Source organism: Euzebya sp. (assembly GCF_964222135.1).
In the GTDB taxonomy this organism is placed as follows: domain Bacteria; phylum Actinomycetota; class Nitriliruptoria; order Euzebyales; family Euzebyaceae; genus Euzebya.
The window spans coordinates 1-14,947 of record NZ_CAXQBR010000107.1; the positions used below are offsets into that span (position 1 = coordinate 1).

Annotated in this window: 14 protein-coding genes; 11 read left to right on the top strand and 3 right to left on the bottom strand. The window is 74.0% G+C overall.

The genetic code is table 11. The features are described 5' to 3' along the window. The 5 genes from ACEQ2X_RS23285 to ACEQ2X_RS23305 all read left to right on the top strand — a co-directional run. A partial coding sequence (locus ACEQ2X_RS23285) for a 2-hydroxyacyl-CoA dehydratase family protein (RefSeq protein ID WP_370328281.1) occupies positions 1-2,466 on the top strand: 2,466 nt, incomplete at its 5' end. After that, positions 2,459-3,733: an MFS transporter gene (locus ACEQ2X_RS23290; RefSeq protein ID WP_370328282.1), complete on the top strand. Its 1,275-nt coding sequence runs from the start codon at positions 2,459-2,461 to the stop codon at positions 3,731-3,733. The genes ACEQ2X_RS23285 and ACEQ2X_RS23290, both read left to right, overlap by 8 nt. A gap of 52 nt (positions 3,734-3,785) precedes the next feature. Continuing rightward, the gene (locus tag ACEQ2X_RS23295; RefSeq protein WP_370328283.1) at positions 3,786-5,000 is read left to right on the top strand and encodes a cytochrome P450; all 1,215 of its coding nucleotides are present in this window, start codon (positions 3,786-3,788) and stop codon (positions 4,998-5,000) included. Further along, positions 4,997-6,784, top strand: a complete 1,788-nt coding sequence (locus ACEQ2X_RS23300; protein ID WP_370328284.1) for an ABC transporter permease — start codon at positions 4,997-4,999, stop codon at positions 6,782-6,784. Before ACEQ2X_RS23295 ends, ACEQ2X_RS23300 begins: the two co-directional genes overlap by 4 nt. 44 nt (positions 6,785-6,828) lie before the next feature. Beyond that, the gene (locus ACEQ2X_RS23305) at positions 6,829-8,007 is read left to right on the top strand and encodes an ABC transporter ATP-binding protein (RefSeq protein WP_370328285.1); all 1,179 of its coding nucleotides are present in this window, start codon (positions 6,829-6,831) and stop codon (positions 8,005-8,007) included. Positions 8,008-8,033: 26 nt separating this feature from the next. On the opposite strand, the gene ACEQ2X_RS23310 is transcribed toward ACEQ2X_RS23305, so the two are convergent. After that, a complete protein-coding gene (locus ACEQ2X_RS23310) occupies positions 8,034-8,177 on the bottom strand; it encodes a hypothetical protein (protein WP_372530588.1) in 144 nt (47 codons plus the stop codon). Between the two features lie 15 nt (positions 8,178-8,192). Here ACEQ2X_RS23310 and ACEQ2X_RS23315 point away from each other — a divergent pair, with 15 nt between their 5' ends. The 6 genes from ACEQ2X_RS23315 to ACEQ2X_RS23340 are packed head-to-tail and all read left to right on the top strand — an operon-like array spanning position 8,193 to position 12,660. Beyond that, on the top strand, positions 8,193-9,350 hold the full coding sequence (locus ACEQ2X_RS23315) for an ABC transporter substrate-binding protein (protein ID WP_370328286.1): 1,158 nt from the start codon (positions 8,193-8,195) through the stop codon (positions 9,348-9,350). Between the two features lie 56 nt (positions 9,351-9,406). Beyond that, positions 9,407-9,913 carry a nuclear transport factor 2 family protein gene (locus ACEQ2X_RS23320; protein WP_370328287.1) on the top strand — a complete coding sequence of 169 codons (507 nt, stop codon included), beginning with the start codon at positions 9,407-9,409 and terminating at the stop codon, positions 9,911-9,913. Further along, on the top strand, positions 9,910-10,779 hold the full coding sequence (locus ACEQ2X_RS23325) for a TIGR03560 family F420-dependent LLM class oxidoreductase (RefSeq protein ID WP_370328288.1): 870 nt from the start codon (positions 9,910-9,912) through the stop codon (positions 10,777-10,779). Before ACEQ2X_RS23320 ends, ACEQ2X_RS23325 begins: the two co-directional genes overlap by 4 nt. Before the next feature lie 17 nt (positions 10,780-10,796). Continuing rightward, positions 10,797-11,273 carry a nuclear transport factor 2 family protein gene (locus tag ACEQ2X_RS23330; protein ID WP_370328289.1) on the top strand — a complete coding sequence of 159 codons (477 nt, stop codon included), beginning with the start codon at positions 10,797-10,799 and terminating at the stop codon, positions 11,271-11,273. Between the two features lie 7 nt (positions 11,274-11,280). Continuing rightward, positions 11,281-12,144, top strand: coding sequence for a TIGR03560 family F420-dependent LLM class oxidoreductase (locus ACEQ2X_RS23335; RefSeq protein WP_370328290.1), 864 nt, complete (start codon positions 11,281-11,283; stop codon positions 12,142-12,144). A 36-nt stretch (positions 12,145-12,180) separates the two neighbouring features. Continuing rightward, positions 12,181-12,660, top strand: a complete 480-nt coding sequence (locus tag ACEQ2X_RS23340) for a MarR family winged helix-turn-helix transcriptional regulator (protein ID WP_370328291.1) — start codon at positions 12,181-12,183, stop codon at positions 12,658-12,660. Between the two features lie 16 nt (positions 12,661-12,676). Here ACEQ2X_RS23340 and ACEQ2X_RS23345 read toward each other — a convergent pair whose 3' ends face one another. Continuing rightward, positions 12,677-13,858 (bottom strand): cytochrome P450, encoded by a 1,182-nt coding sequence (locus ACEQ2X_RS23345; protein WP_370328292.1) that lies wholly within the window; start codon positions 13,856-13,858, stop codon positions 12,677-12,679. A gap of 80 nt (positions 13,859-13,938) precedes the next feature. Continuing rightward, on the bottom strand, positions 13,939-14,772 hold the full coding sequence (locus tag ACEQ2X_RS23350) for a PaaX family transcriptional regulator C-terminal domain-containing protein (RefSeq protein ID WP_370328293.1): 834 nt from the start codon (positions 14,770-14,772) through the stop codon (positions 13,939-13,941). Positions 14,773-14,947 lie beyond the last annotated feature (175 nt).

The following is a 14,947-nucleotide window of genomic DNA, read 5'->3' on the forward strand; positions in this document are numbered from 1 at the left end:
GGGGGCCGACGGCGGGCAGCCGGACCCCACCGCATGACGGCGGACGACCCGCCGGCGCTCGCGGCGCTGGCGGCCGCCGCCGCGGCCCCCCCTGTCGGGTCCGGGGCGGGCGAGCCGCCCACGGGCCTCCACGGCGGCCGGCGGGGCCCGCGACCGCGGCGCGCGGCGCTCGGCCCCCCCCCCCGCCCCCTGGCCCCCGCCCCGTCGGCGCCGCCCCCGCGGGTCGACGCCGACCTGCCCGACGTGACCCTCAGCTGGTCCGGACTCCGGCTGCTGGAGGGCGTCCTCGCGGCGCCGACCGACGTCCCGGTCGTGATCGGCCGGGATGCCGCGGAGCTGCCGCAGCTGTTCGCGATCCTCCGCGAGCTGGCCCGGACCGGGTGGGCGCTGCCCCCCGTCGCGCTCCTCGACACCGTGCACCGGCCGACCGCCGCCTCCCGCGACTACGTCCGCCGGCGGGTCGCGGACCTGGCCGGCTGGCTGGCGGAGGTGGTGGGCGCCCGCGTCGACGCTGACGCGCTGGCCGCCGCGATCGGCCTTGCCGACCGCCAGCGGCGGGCGCTCGCCGCCCTCGACGCCCAGCGCGGCCGGTCGGCCCCGACGCTGGCGGGGACCGCGCTCGACGTTGCCCGCCGCGCCGCCTGGCAGCTCCCCGCGGCCGCCCACGTCGAACTGGTCGAGGCGTTCGCCGCCGAGGCCGAGGGCACCGTCGCGCCGACCGGCCCGACCCGGGTGCTGGTGTGCGGGTCGGCCCCGCCGACGGGCGCGCTGCTCGGCCTCCTCGAGCGGTCCGGCGGCCACGTGGCCGCCGAGGTGCACCCCGAGGCCACCACCTGGGACCGGGTGGGCGGCGACCCCGGAGGGGACCTGGACGCCCTCGCCGACCGGCTCCACGCCGACGGGCCGCTGCCCCCCGACGCGGTGGCCGCGGCGGTCGCCGAGCGGTGCCGGGCACGGGGGATCGAGCGCGTCGTCGCCCACCTCGTCGAGACCGACGAGGCCGCCCCGTGGGCGCTCCCCGCGCTGCGAAGGGCCCTCCACGACGTCGGCGTGCCCCTCCTCGAGGTGCGCGTCGGCCCGGACGAGGACGCGGTGGAGGGGTGGGCCGACCGGATCGCCGGGTTCATCGCCGACGGGACCCCCGCACCGCGCCGGCGACCAGCGGCCTCCCGCGCCGTCACACCCGCCGCGGCACCGGCCGGTGGACGTCGGGCCCGCAAGGACCTCGACCTCCGCGGCGACGTCGGCGACCACCAGCGGCGGTGGTGCGCCGCCCTGGCCGCCCGCGCGGCCGACGGCGAGCCGATCGCGGTCGTCGACGCGGACTTCCCCCAGGAGCTGCTCCGCACCCTCGACGTCCCCTACGTCGTCAACCAGTGGTGGGCGTCGATGGTCGGCGCGAAGCAGCAGACCGCCGCCCACCTCGACGCACTCCGCCGGCGCGGGTACCCCGCCGGCATCCAGGCCTACTCGACCATGGCGCTGGCGTCCGCCCTCGGTCCCGACGTCGACGCGCCGCCGTGGGGCGGGCTCCCGCCCGCAGCCGTCATCGGGACGACCACCGGCGGTGACGCGTCGACGGGGCTGACCGCCTCCTGGGCCACCGAGGCCGGCGCGACCGCGCTGCAGGTGGAGCGCACCGCCGACTGCCGCTGGACCGATCTGCCGGTCAGCTGGTGGGACGACCTGCCCGAGCGGTGGGACGAGGTCCTCGAAGACGTCCGCCTGGACCTGCTCGTCGCCGAGATCCGGGAGATCATCACGGCGCTCGAGCACCTGACCGGTCGACGCTTCGACCACGACCGCTTCGTCGAGGTGATGGCGCTGGTCAACGCCCAGGAGGCCGCCTACCGCCGCACCCGGGACCTGATCGCCCGCACGCGCCCGGCCCCGGTCGGGATCGCCGACACGATGCCGGCGACGATGATCCCCCAGTGGCACCGCGGGACGACGTGGGCGCGGGACGCGGCGCTGGCGCTCGAGGAGGCGGTCGCAGCGAGGGCCCGGGCCGGGCAGGCCGCGTGCGCCGGCGAGCGCCTGCGGCTGGCCTGGGTCGGGCGGGGCCTGTGGAGCGACATGGGCTTCTACCAGCAGCTCGAGGACAGCCACGGCGCGGTCTTCGTGTGGTCGATGTACCTCGGCCTCGCCGCCGACGGGTACCTCCGCACCCTCGATGGCGGCCGCGACCCGCTCCGCGCCCTGGCCGCCCGGTTCGCGCCGGTCGGCGACGAGCTGCGCATGCCGACGTGGGCCGGTGCCTGGCACGTCCGCGAGGCGGTGTCCCACGGCTGTGACGGCGCGGTCGCGATCGCCGACGCCGACCCCTTCGTGCTGCGGGCCCTCGAGGCGGCGGGGATCCCCGTCCTGCGCCTGCCGATCGACAACACCGACCGGACCCGGGACGCCGGCGTCGACGTCGACGGGCTCCTGGCCGACTTCTGCGACCGGCTGCTGTCCGGTGGCTGACGCACCCGGCAGCGGGTGGGCGGACCGGCTCACGTCCTCGGTCGACGCCGCCCGCTCCCCGGACTTCCGCCGGTTCTTCGTCGGCCAGCTGCTCAGCACCGTCGGCACCTGGTTGCAGACCCTCGCCCTCGGCCTACTCGTGCTGGACCTGACCGGCAGCGCCGGCGCGCTGGGCGGCATCACCGCCGTCCAGTTCCTCCCCGCGCTGCTGCTCGGCGTCGGCGCGGGGACGCTGCTCGACCGGGTCGACCTGCGCCGCTTCATCATCGGCAACGCGGTGGTGGCGGGGGTGCTGGCCGCCGGGCTCGGCATCGCCCTGGCCCTGGGCCCGGTCCCGCCGGCGGCGGTGATCGCGGTCACGTTCGCGCTCGGGACCTGCCAGGCCCTCGAGCGCCCCGCCGCCCTCGCGTTCCTGCCGAGGCTGGTCGACGCCGACGCGCTGCCGAGCGCGATCGGGCTGCACGGCACGACCTCCGCCGCCGGCCGCCTGGCCGGCCCGGCGCTCGGCGGGCTGCTCTACGCCACCGCCGGCCCGGCCGTCTGCTTCATGGCCAACGGCGCCAGCTACCTGGTCGTCATCGCGACGGCGATCGCCATCCGCCCCACCAGATCCGCACCCGCCGGGGACCCCGCGACCGGCCGGCGGATGGTGTCGCTCGCGGAGGGGTTCCGCCACGCCTGGGCCCGCCCGCCGCTGCGGGAGGTGCTGGTCCTGAACGCCGTCGTGGGCCTGCTGGGCATGAACTTCGCGGTGACCGTGCCGGCGATGGTGCAGCTGACCTTCGGCGGGGACGCCACCGCCGTGGGGATCGCCCACTCCCTCAACGCGGTCGGCGCGGTCATCGGGGGCGTCGCCTCGGCGGCCGTGCTGCGCGACACCCGGCGCGGGCTGGCGGTGGTCTGCGCGCTGCTGGCAGCGTCGCTGATCGCGCTGGCCGTCGCACCGACCCTGACCGCGTTCCTCTGGGCCTCGCCCGCCTTCGGCATCCTGCTCGCGCTGTACCAGACCAACAGCCAGCGGATCGTGCAGCGCGCCGCGGACCCCGTGGTGCTGGGGCAGATGATGAGCCTGGTGGTCCTCGGGACGGTCGGCACGACGCCGCTCGGGTCGCTGCTGGTCGGGTGGCTGACCGACGTCGCCGGCGCGCGGTCGGGGATGGCCCTCGGGGCGGTCGGCTTCGGCCTGGCCGCCGCCGCCCTGGTGGTCGCGGCGCGCGTGGTCGGCCCCACCCGTCCCCGCGAGCAACAAGGTTGCACATCCTCTTGACGGTCGTCACGAATGAACATAACGTGCGCGCACGGCGCACATGGAGGGCCACATGAGCAACGAGCGCGTCGCCGCGCAGCTGCCGAGCGACTTCGACCCCCGAGAACCGGAGACGTTCGAGAGCGCGCACGAGGTGATGGCCGACCTGCGCCAGCGCTGCCCGGTCGCGCACTCCCAGGTCTTCGACGGCTTCTGGGCGCTGACCCGCCACGCGGACGTGGTCGAGGTCCTGAGCGACCACCGGACCTACGTGACGTCGGTGCAGAACGTCGTCCCGAAGGTGGCGTTCACCGGCCGGCGCCCACCCCTCCACCTCGACCCGCCCGAGCACACCCCGTACCGCCAGGTCATCAACCGGTTCTTCACCCGCGACAAGGTCGCGGCGATGGAGCCGTGGGTGCGCCGCGTGACCGTCGACCTGCTCCAGCCCTTCGTCGACGCCGGCGGCGGGGACATCTGCGCCGACTTCGCGCACCGCTACCCCGGCCACCTGTTCGCGGACTTCTTCAACGTCCCCGAGGCCATGTCGGTGCAGATCCGCGAGATCACCGCCCGCTACGACATGGCCCTGCAGTCCGCGGACGACGAGCAGGTCAAGACGACCAGCCTCGAGCTGTACGAGATCGCCCGTGCGATCATCGACGCGCGCAAGGCGGAGCCGATGGACGTCGAGGACGACCTCACCAGCGCGCTGCTGGCCAAGCGCCACCACGGCGAGCCGCTGCCCGAGGACCTGGTGCTCGGGACCATCCGGCAGATGATCGTCGTCGGGATGATCGCCCCGTCGATCTTCATCGGGTCGATGGCGGTGCACCTGTGCCAGCACCCGGACCTCCAGGACCAGCTGCGCGCCGACCTGTCCCTGGTCCCCGCCGCGGTGGAGGAGTACCTGCGCCTGCTGACGCCCTACCGCGGGTTCGCCCGGACCGCGGTGACCGACGTCGAGATCGGCGGCCAGCGCATCCCCGCGGACGAGCCGATCGCGCTGGTCTACGCCTCCGCCAACCGGGACGAGGCCGTCTTCGACGACCCCCACACCTTCGTGCTGGGTCGACCGAACATCGACCGCCACCTGGCCTTCGGCATGGGCCCCCACCGCTGCGCCGGCGAGGGCCTGGCGCGGTTGATGCTCACGACCGTCCTGCACGAGCTGCTGGCCCGGACCGAGCGGATCGAGCTCGACGGCGACATCCGCATGACCCGGTGGCCGGAGTGGGGCACGCTCCGCGTGCCCCTGCGCGTCACCGGGGCGGAGGCCGTCCGATGACCCAGATCGCCGACGAGACCGCCCGCGCGGTCGCCGAGCCCGGCACCGCGGCCACCCGACGGCGGCTCGTGCGCCTCGGACGGCCCACCCCCTTCGGCGTCCTCGCCGCCGTCGTCATGGGCGCCCTGGCGGTGCTCGCGATCGTCCCGCTCATCCGGGTCATCGGCGGCCTGTTCGTCGTCGACGGCGAGGTGACCCTGCAGCCGGTCGCCGACACCCTCGGCGCGGAGGACCTCGGCGGGCTGATCGGATCGACGCTCGCGGTCGTCGTCCCGTCGAGCGCGATCGCCCTGCTGCTCGGATCGGCCCTCGCCTGGCTGAACGAGCGGACCGACGCCCGCATGGGCTTCGCCACCGACGCCCTCCCGCTGCTGCCGTTCCTGCTGCCCCCCGTCGCCGGCGCGGTCGGGTGGGTCCTGCTGCTGTCGCCGCGGGCGGGATTGTTGAACGACTGGATCCGCGACGTGCTCGGCCTGGTCGGCATCACGCTGACCGAGGGCCCCTTCGACATCCACTCCTGGTACGGGCTGATCGCGATCTACGTCGTCTACCAGGTGCCCTTCGCGTTCCTGCTGGTGTCGGCCGGCCTGCGCAGCCTGGATCCGAGCCTCGAGGAGCAGTCGCGGATGAGCGGCGCCGGGCTGGCCCGGACCTTCCGCCGGATCACCCTCCCCGCACTCGCCCCCAGCATGGGTGCGGCCGTCCTGCTGATCGCCTGGACCGGCCTCGGCATCTACTCCCTCCCCGCGATCGTCGGCACGCCGGCGCGCATCGAGGTCCTCAGCGTCCGCATCGTGCGCCTGCTGACGTTCACCTTCCCGCCCGAGACGTCGACGGCCGTCGGCCTGTCGGTGCTCGTGGTGCTGGTCCTCGGCACCATCTACTGGCTGCAGGCGCGGATCCTGAAGCGGGGCCGGCACGCGCGGGTCGGTGGCAAGGGCAACCGCGCCCGCCGCATCGAGCTCGGGCCGTGGCGCCCCGTCGCGCGGGCCTTCATGCTCGTCTACGTCCTGATCGCCGCCGTGCTGCCGATCGTCGCGCTGCTGCTGGTGTCGCTGAACGGGTTCTGGACCGCCGACATCGACTGGGGCTCCCTCAGCACCGACGCGTTCACCCAGACCCTCATCGAGGACCGCACCACCCGGCGGGCGCTGACCAACAGCCTCCTGCTCGGGGTCGTCGGGGGCACCGTCGGCATCGTCGCCGCAGCGGTCGTCGCGCTGCGGGTCGCGCGCGCGAAGGGCCCCGTGGCGCGGCTGATCGACTCGGCGATCAAGCTCCCGGCCGCGATCTCCCACGTCGTGGTCGCCGTCGGGATCCTGCTGGTGTTCTCCGGGCCCCCCTTCGACCTCGGTGGCACCCTGGCCCTGCTCCTGCTCGGCTACCTGGCGCTGTACATGCCCCAGGGGAGCGTCGCGGCCGACGCCGCCGCCGGGCAGGTCGGCCACGAGCTCAGCGAGGCGTCGGCGATCTCCGGCGCGGGCCGCGGCCGCACGTTCCGGAAGGTCGAGCTGCCCTTGATGATGCCCGGGCTGGTCGCCGGCTGGGCCATGCTGTTCATCCGCATGGTGGGGGACCTGACCGCCTCGGCGCTGCTGGCCGGCACCCGCAACCCCGTCGTCGGCTTCCGGCTGCTCGAGGTCTTCAGCAACGGCTCCTACGCCGGCCTCGCCGCCCTGTCGACCGCCCTCGTCCTGATCACCACCACCGTCCTGATCGGGGTCCTCACCTTCACGCGCCGCAAGGCCCGCCTGGGGATCGACGCGAAGGTCGGTGGCGTGTGACCGCAGACCCCCCGCCCCGCCCCCCCGACCCCGGGAGCCGCACCGTGACCTCCACCGACACCCGCTCGCGTGCCTCGGCCACCGAGGCGGGCGCCGAGGACCCCGTCGTCGCCGTCCGCGACCTCCACAAGACCTTCCACCGCGCCGACGGGACGCCGGTGCGGGCGATCGACGGCGTCAGCCTCGACGTCGCACCCGGCGAGCTGGTCGTGCTGCTCGGGCCGAGCGGCTGCGGCAAGACCACGCTGCTGCGGGCGATCGCCGGGCTCGAGCGACCGGACGCCGGGCGCATCGACGTGAACGGGGCGACCGCGTTCGACTCCGAGCGCGGCGTCGAGGTGCCGCCCGAGCGCCGGCGGCTGTCGATGATCTTCCAGAGCTACGCCCTGTGGCCCCACATGACGGCCTTCGGCAACGTGGCCTACCCGCTCCAGAGCCGGCGGGACGTGAAGATCAAGAAGGCCGAGGTGGCCGAGCGGGTCCACCGGGTCCTCGACCTGGTCGGCATCGGCGACCTCGACGCGCAGTACCCCAACCAGATGAGCGGCGGGCAGCAGCAGCGCGTCGCGCTCGCCCGCGCGCTGGTCGCCGGCGACGACCTGATCCTGTTCGACGAGCCGCTGTCCAACGTCGACGCGAAGGTGCGCGAGCAGTTGCGCCTCGAGCTGGTCAGCATGCAGGCCGAGCTGGGCTTCAGCGCGATCTTCGTCACCCACGACCAGGTCGAGGCGATGGAGCTGGCCGACCGGATCGCCGTGCTCGACCGCGGCCGGGTGGCCCAGTACGGCGCGCCGCGGGAGATCTACCACCGGCCGGCGACCCGCTACGTCGCGGGGTTCATCGGCACCACGAACGAGCTGACCGGGACCGTCGCCGCCACCGAGGGGGGCCATGTGGTCGTCGAGACCGCACTCGGGCGGGTGACCGGCGTCCCGGGGGCGGACGGGATCGCGGTCGGCCACGAGGTCGCCGCCGTGTGGCGTCCCGAACGCTGCACGGTGGATCCCGACGGGGTCGTCCAGGGCACGAACCGCTGGCGGGGGGTGGTCCGCGCGTCGATGTTCGTGGGGAGCCACACCGAGCACCTGATCGCTGTCCCGAGCAGCGGCGGCGAACCGGTCCAGGTCCGCACCTGGACCGCGCGCGACGACGACCTCGAGGCCGGCGACGACGCGGAGATCTGCGTGCTCCCCGCCGACGTCCGGGTGCTCCCCGCCGGGTGAGGCTGCGGGCGGCGGAGCCAAGATGGTTAGCACATGCAATTGTTTTTCTTGATCGTCGTTCTGCCGAGGTATAGGGTCATCTCGACGCCGGTCTGAGCCGGCCGGCGCCACCGGTCGAGCGCGGTGGACCCCACCGCGCCCACCATCGCGTCGCGCGCCAGCGCGCTCATCGAGAGGGCCTCGCCATGCCATCACCCCGCCGTCTGATCGCACTCCTCACCTCCCTCGTCCTCGTGCTCGCCCTCGCCGCGTGCAGCGGTGCCGACGACGCCGACGAGCCCGAGGCGGACGCCGCCGAGGCGACCGCCGACACCGCTGACACCGCCGACGAGCCCACCGAGGAGCCTGCCGACGAGCCCACGGCCGACGCCACGAGCGCCGCGACCGCGGAGGCCTCGGAGGAGGTCTCGGAGACGGCGGACGCGTCGTCGGGGGACCTCGACGCGCTGATCGCCGACGCCCAGGCCGAGGGTGAGCTGCTCTTCTACTCCGTGCCCCCCGAGCCCGTGGCGCAGGCCCTGGCCGACGCGTTCGCCGAGGAGTACGGCATCACCGCCTCCTTCGTCCGACTCACGTCGGCGGACCTGCAGACGCGGTTCTCCGCGGAGGCGGAGTCGGGCCAGCCCGCCGCCGACATGATCATGGTGTCGAACTCGCCGTTCATCACCGACTCCCAGGACCAGGGCGTCCTCGAACCCCTGCCCGACGTGGTGATCCCCGAGGGGTACCCCGAGGACTTCTTGCGACCCGGCACGGCGGTCGCCCAGATCGCGCTTTTCGGGTTCACGACGAACACCGACCTGGTGCCGGCCGACGAGGCGCCGGAGACCTGGCAGGACCTGCTCGACCCGCGCTGGCAGGGCCAGATCCAGCTGGTCGACCCGGAGAACTCCCCGGCCAACGTCGACCTGTTCCACCTGCTCGCCACCGAGTACGGGATCGAGTACCTCGAGCAGCTCCGGGCCCAGACCGACGGCAGCCTCGCCGCCGGCACGGTGCCCGCCGCCCAGGCGGTCGGCGCCGGCGAGTACGCGATCGGCGTCCCGAACACCCCCGCCGCCATCATCCCGCTGCAGGCGGAGGGCGCCCCGATCGACGTGCACGTGCCGGACCTGACGACCGGCGCAGAGGTGGTCATCGGGCTCGCCGCCGGGGCGAGCAACCCGGCGGCCGCCCAGCTGTTCGCCCACTTCGTCCTGAGCGAGCAGGGCAACGCGATCCTCAACGAGGGGGACGGTCCGGTCGGCCCCTACGACGCCGACGAGCTGCCGGCCGAGTACACCCAGGTGGACCGCGCGGAGTCCCTGTCCCAGGCCGAGGCGATCTTCGCGGCCCTCTCCTAGGGCTCGGTCCCCTCACCCACGCCTTCCCCACCCGCGAGACACGGATCGGACCCGACGTGGCATCCATCACCGGCCTCACCCCCGAGGACCGACTCGACATCATGGACCTGTACGCCCGCTACGCCTGGGCGATGGACTCAGCGGACCTCGACGCGTTCGTCGAGTGCTACGTCCCGGGCGGCCAGCTGCTCGACAGCCACGGCGCCACCGAGGGGGAGGAGGCGTTCCGCGCCTGGCTGTCGCTGTTCCTCGGCGACTCGGCGTTCCCGGGCAGCCAGCACTTCTACACCCAGTGGAAGATGCAGGCCGACGGACCCGACGCGGCCACCTGCAACGTCTACGTCGTCCGCATGTACCAGATCCCGAAGACCCGGAACTCCCAACCGATCTGGCAGGGCTACTACACCGACGACGTGCGGAAGGTCGACGGGCGCTGGGGCTTCTGGCGCAAGCGGATCCACCAGGCGTGGGAGCTGTTCGGCACCCCACCGGACCAGGTCAAGTCCGACGCGGCCCCGCCGTACGTCGATCGCCTGCACCACCACGGCGTCTCGCTGCGATGACCGACCTGCGCTTCGGGCTCGACGTCTGGCAGCAGCGCAGCTCGATCGACGAGCTCCGCACCGGCTGGGAGATGGCCGACGCCGCGGGGATCCACAACCTGTGGCTGTGCGACCACTTCAAGTCCCTGCCGATGCGCTCGGAGGGCATGGAACCGATCTTCGAGGCGTGGACCTGCCTCGCCGCGATGGCCGCGGTCACGCAGCGGGCGCGGATCGGGGTCATGGTGACCGGCAACACGATCCGCCACCCGGGCATCCTCGCCAAGATGGCCGTGACCGTCGACCACCTGTCCGGCGGCCGCCTCGAGTTCGGGCTGGGAGCGGGTGACGCGGACAAGGAGCACGCGATGCTCGGGCTCGACTTCCCGCCGGCCCCGCAGCGGCTGGCGCGCTGGCGGGAGGCCCTCGAGGTGATCCGGCGGCTGTGGACCGGCGAGGTGGTCGACTTCGAGGGCGAGCACTACCGCTTGACCGGCGCGATCGGCAACCCGACCCCCCTCCAGCAGCCCCACCCGCCGATCTGGCTCGGCGGCGGCGGCGAGAAGGTCACACTGCGGATCGTCGCCGAGCACGCCGACGTGTGGAACGCGATCGGCATCGAGACCCTCGACGACCTGGCCCGCAAGCTCCGGGTCCTCGACGAGCACTGCGACGCGGTCGGGCGCGACCCCGCGGCCATCCGCCGCACCGTCCAGGTGCACCTCGACGCCCCCGAGGACGTGGACGCGACCACCCGCCGCATGGAGGACCTGGTGGCGCTCGGCTTCACCGAGTTCGTCGTCATCATCCCGCCCCCCGACCCGCTCCCACGGGTCGAGCTGGCCCTCACCACCCTGCTGCCCCGCTTCGGCTTCGCCGCGGCCTGACCCGACCGGAGGACGACATGGACCCCGCCGACCCGACCGACGACCCGACCACCGAGCTCAGCGCCGCGGACCGCCTCGCCATCGCCGAGCTGATCGCGGCGGCCGCCTGGGCGCTCGACACCGGCGACGCCGACGCGTTCGTCGGCACCTTCACCGACGACGCGACCCTCGACATGGGGGAGGTGCACCACGGCCGGGACGCGATCCGCCGCTTCGTGGACGCCTTCGTAGCCGACGACCTCAGCTACCCGCGCGGCCAGCACCTCGTGACCGGCACGGTCATCACCCCGGACTCCGGAGGCGCCGTGGCCCGCTCCTACGTCACCCGGGTCCACCGCCTGCCCATGGGCGGGCGGGGCAACACCCAGGTCGTCTGGACCGGCTACGCCGTCGACGCGGTCAGCCGGACCCAGGAGGGCTGGCGCTTCGCCAGCCGGCGGCTGCGGGCGTGGGAGGGGGAGAAGGCCCCCGTCGAGCTGACCCCCGCGGGCTGACGACGCCATGGGATCGGCCATCCGCGTCGGCCTCGACGTCTGGCAGCACGCCTGCACCGTCGCCGAGCTCCGCCAGGCCTGGCAGACCGCCGACCAGGGCGGCATCGACAACCTGTGGGTCTACGACCACTTCCGCGCCATCCTCGTCGAGGACGAGGCCACGTCGCCGAGCTACGAGGCGTGGACGCTGCTCGCGGCGATGGCCGAGGTGACCTCGCGGGCCCGCATCGGCGTCATGGTGACCGGCAACACCTACCGGCACCCCCTCGTCGTCCACAAGATGGCCGTCACCGTCGACCACCTGTCGGACGGCCGGCTCGAGCTCGGCCTCGGCGCGTCCCACGACCCGCCCGAGCACGCCATGTTCGGCCTCGACCTGCCCGAGCCGCCGGAGCGCGTCGATCGGCTCCGCGAGGCGATCACCTACATGAAGGCGCTGTGGTCCGAGGAGCGCGCGGACCTCGACGGCACCTGGTACCGCCTGTCCGGCGCGGTGTCGGCACCGGCGCCGGTGCAACGCCCCCACCCGCCGATCTGGATCGGCGGGGAGGGCGAGCGGCGCACCCTCCCCCTGGTCGCCGACCACGCCGACGTGTGGACCGCGATCGGCCGCGGGTCCGTCGCGGACTACGCGCGGAAGCAGCACCTGCTCGACGAGCTGTGCGAGGCCGCCGGACGCGACCCGGCCGACGTCCGCCGCTCCGCGCAGGTGCACCTCGACGCCCTCGCGGACGTCGACACCTGCCGTCGACGGATCGGCGAGCTGCACGGCGTCGGCTTCACCGAGTTCGTCGTGATCGTCCCGCCGCCGGACCCGCTGCCGCGGATCGAGGCGTTGCTCACCCGCATCCTCCCGGAGCTGCGCAGCTGACGGGGGCGCTGACCGGGTCGACTAGGATCGCCGACCATGGCTGACGTGGGGGAGGACCAGGAGACCGCGATCGCCGTCGAGCTGCGGCGGCTGCTGCCGCGGCTCTACCGGCGCGTCCGGTACTACGGCGGTGACGAGCTGACGCCGTCCGAGCTGTCCGCGCTGTGCCGCCTCGAGGACGACGGGCCGCTGCGGACCGGTCGGCTGGCCGAGCTCGAGGACGTGACGCCGGCGACGATCTCCCGGCTGATCACCCGTCTGGAGGGCCAGTCGCTGGTCAGCCGGCGACGGGACCCCGCAGACGCGCGCGCGACCCAGGTGGCGATCACGACGGCCGGGCAGCGCCTGATCGACGACCAGCGGGCCCGGCGGACGGCCGTCCTCGTCGCCGAGCTGCGACGTCTTCCCGCCGAGGACCGCCGGGCGCTCGCCGAGGCGCTGCCGGTGCTCGACCGGCTGGCCGACAGCCCCGCCGCGCCCAGCGGGACGGTGGTCCTGCGCGACCTGGTCGACTGAGCGCCGCCCTCCGCGATCAGCCCGTGCGGGGCTCGATCGCCAGCGGGACCTCGAGCGGGCCGTGCTCGGGGAGCTGGGTGAACCCCAACTCGTCGCGGGGGACGGTCAGCGCGAAGGCGTCGGTCGTGTCGAGCAGCTCGTCGACGACCGCGTGGAGCTGGGCGCGGGCGAGGTGCTGGCCGATGCACTTGTGGATCCCGTGGCCGAAGGCCATGCCCACGTCGCCGCGATCGAGGTCGACGGCGTCGGGGTCGGTGAAGACATCGGGGTCCCGGCTCGCCGCCGCGTAGTTGACCGCGACGGGCTGGTCGACCTCGATCACCCGCCCGTGCAGCTCGACCGGGCAGGTGGGGGTCCTGGTGAACCCGGTGTTCGGCGCGTGCAGGCGGAGCAGCTCCTCGACCGCCGGCCCCCGCAGGGCGGGGTCGGCGCGGAGCCGGTCCTGCAGCGCGCGATCCTCACCCAGGTGCATCACGATGCCGGCGAGGCCCAGGACGGGACCGACGTGGGCGGCGACCACGACCTGGCGGAGGGTCCCGACGGCCATCTCCTCATCGAGCGGTCGCCCGTCGAGCTCGATCGACAGCATCGCGCTCAGGCCGTCGTCGTCGAGGGGTCGCCTGGCGCGGTCTCGCAGGATCTCACGGGACCGGTCGTAGATCCGGTAGCTCTGCGCCTTCGTCTCCTCGGGGTCGACGTCGTGGACGCTCGCGACGAACCGGACCGTCGCGTCGAGGAGGTCGTCGGCCAGGTCCGGCGGGATGCCGAGCAGCAGGCACAGCGCGCGGATCGGGACGTGGCGGATGACCGCGGCGACGACGTCCCCGCCGCCTGCGGCCACGAACGGGCCGGTGAGGTCGTGGACCATCGCGTCAATGGCGGGGCGGACCTCGGCGACGCGGTCGGCGGCGAACACCGGGTTGAGGGCGCGCCGGTAGGCGGTGTGCTCGGGCGGGTCGAAGTGGAGGGGCCCCCGGCGACCGGTGTTCGGCAGCTTCGGGACGGCGTTCTGCACGCTCGAGACCCACGTCCTGGTGTCGGTGGTCACCCGCGCGATGTCGGCGTGGCGCGTGAGCATCCAGAAGCCGCCGAGGTCGTCGGTCCAGGCGACCGGGCACCGCTCGCGCAGGTCGTCGAACGTCCGGTGGGGATCGGTGACGAACGCGGGGTCGTGGACGTCGAAGTCCGACGTGGGCATCAGCTGCACCTCCGCCGCCCAACATATGGCTGATGGATGTCGACCGTCAACAGGTTGCACAACGTTGGCGGGCGCGATCGTCAGACGGGCGCGTCCTCCAGGACGTCGAGGATCTCGTCCAGCTCCACCCGAGCGGCCGCCTGCAGATCACCGAGGACCGCGCGGAACAGGTCGTAGGCCCGCTCGGAGGGCCAGTCGACGGGCAGGTGGGCCCGGGGCAGCTGGGGATCGTCGACCAGCAGCTGGCGCCACTCGGTCAGGAGCCGCACCTGCCCCGCGAGGGACCCCGCGACGTCGTCGGGGATCCCGTCGGACCAGCGGGCGAGGAAGGCGTCGTACGCCGCGGCGACCGCGTCGAGGTCCCACGCCTCGGCCACCACGCGGGCGAGGTCGGTCGGGGGCACCGGCTGGGCCACGAAGACCTCGACGAAGTCGGTCAGGTCGAGGTCGGCCAGCACGCCGGTGACGTCGACCTCCCCCGGCGCGATCCACAGCCCGTTGCGCAGCAGGCCGAAGCCGTTCCAGCCGAGCGCGGTCCGCAGGCTGTGGCGGTCGCCGCGCTGGTCCTCGGGGATGGAGAAGCTGAGGAGCGTCCAGCGGTCGTCCGGCAGGTCGCGGACCGGCGCGCTGAACAGGCGGTGCTCACCCTCCCCCAGGACCTTCACGAGCTTGGGGCTCATCCCGAAGTAGGCCCGCCGGCCCGCGCGGTGGCGCTCGAGGTACCCGCGGCTGACCATGCGGGTGAGGGTCGACCGGGCGGCCTGGGCGGACACGCCGAGGCGGTCGAGGACCTCGATCAGCGTGCTCGTCGCGACGGGATCGAGGCACCCGGCGGCGAGGACGTGGTGGCCGAGGAAGGTGAACAGGAGCGTCTGCGGGCGCAGCCCCTCGGTCGCGTACTGTCGCGGTGGCACCACCCGCTGGGTCACGTGAACGGCCTCCCTGTGGGCGCGGACGGGCGAGGGCGGGCGGGACGGGCACCCGGCGTCGGAATGATCGGCTTCCACGCGTCGATCGTCAAGGAAATGCCGCATGAGGTCGCCCGAGGTGTGGTAGAACGTGAGGCCGAATCTCGACGACCGTCGCGCA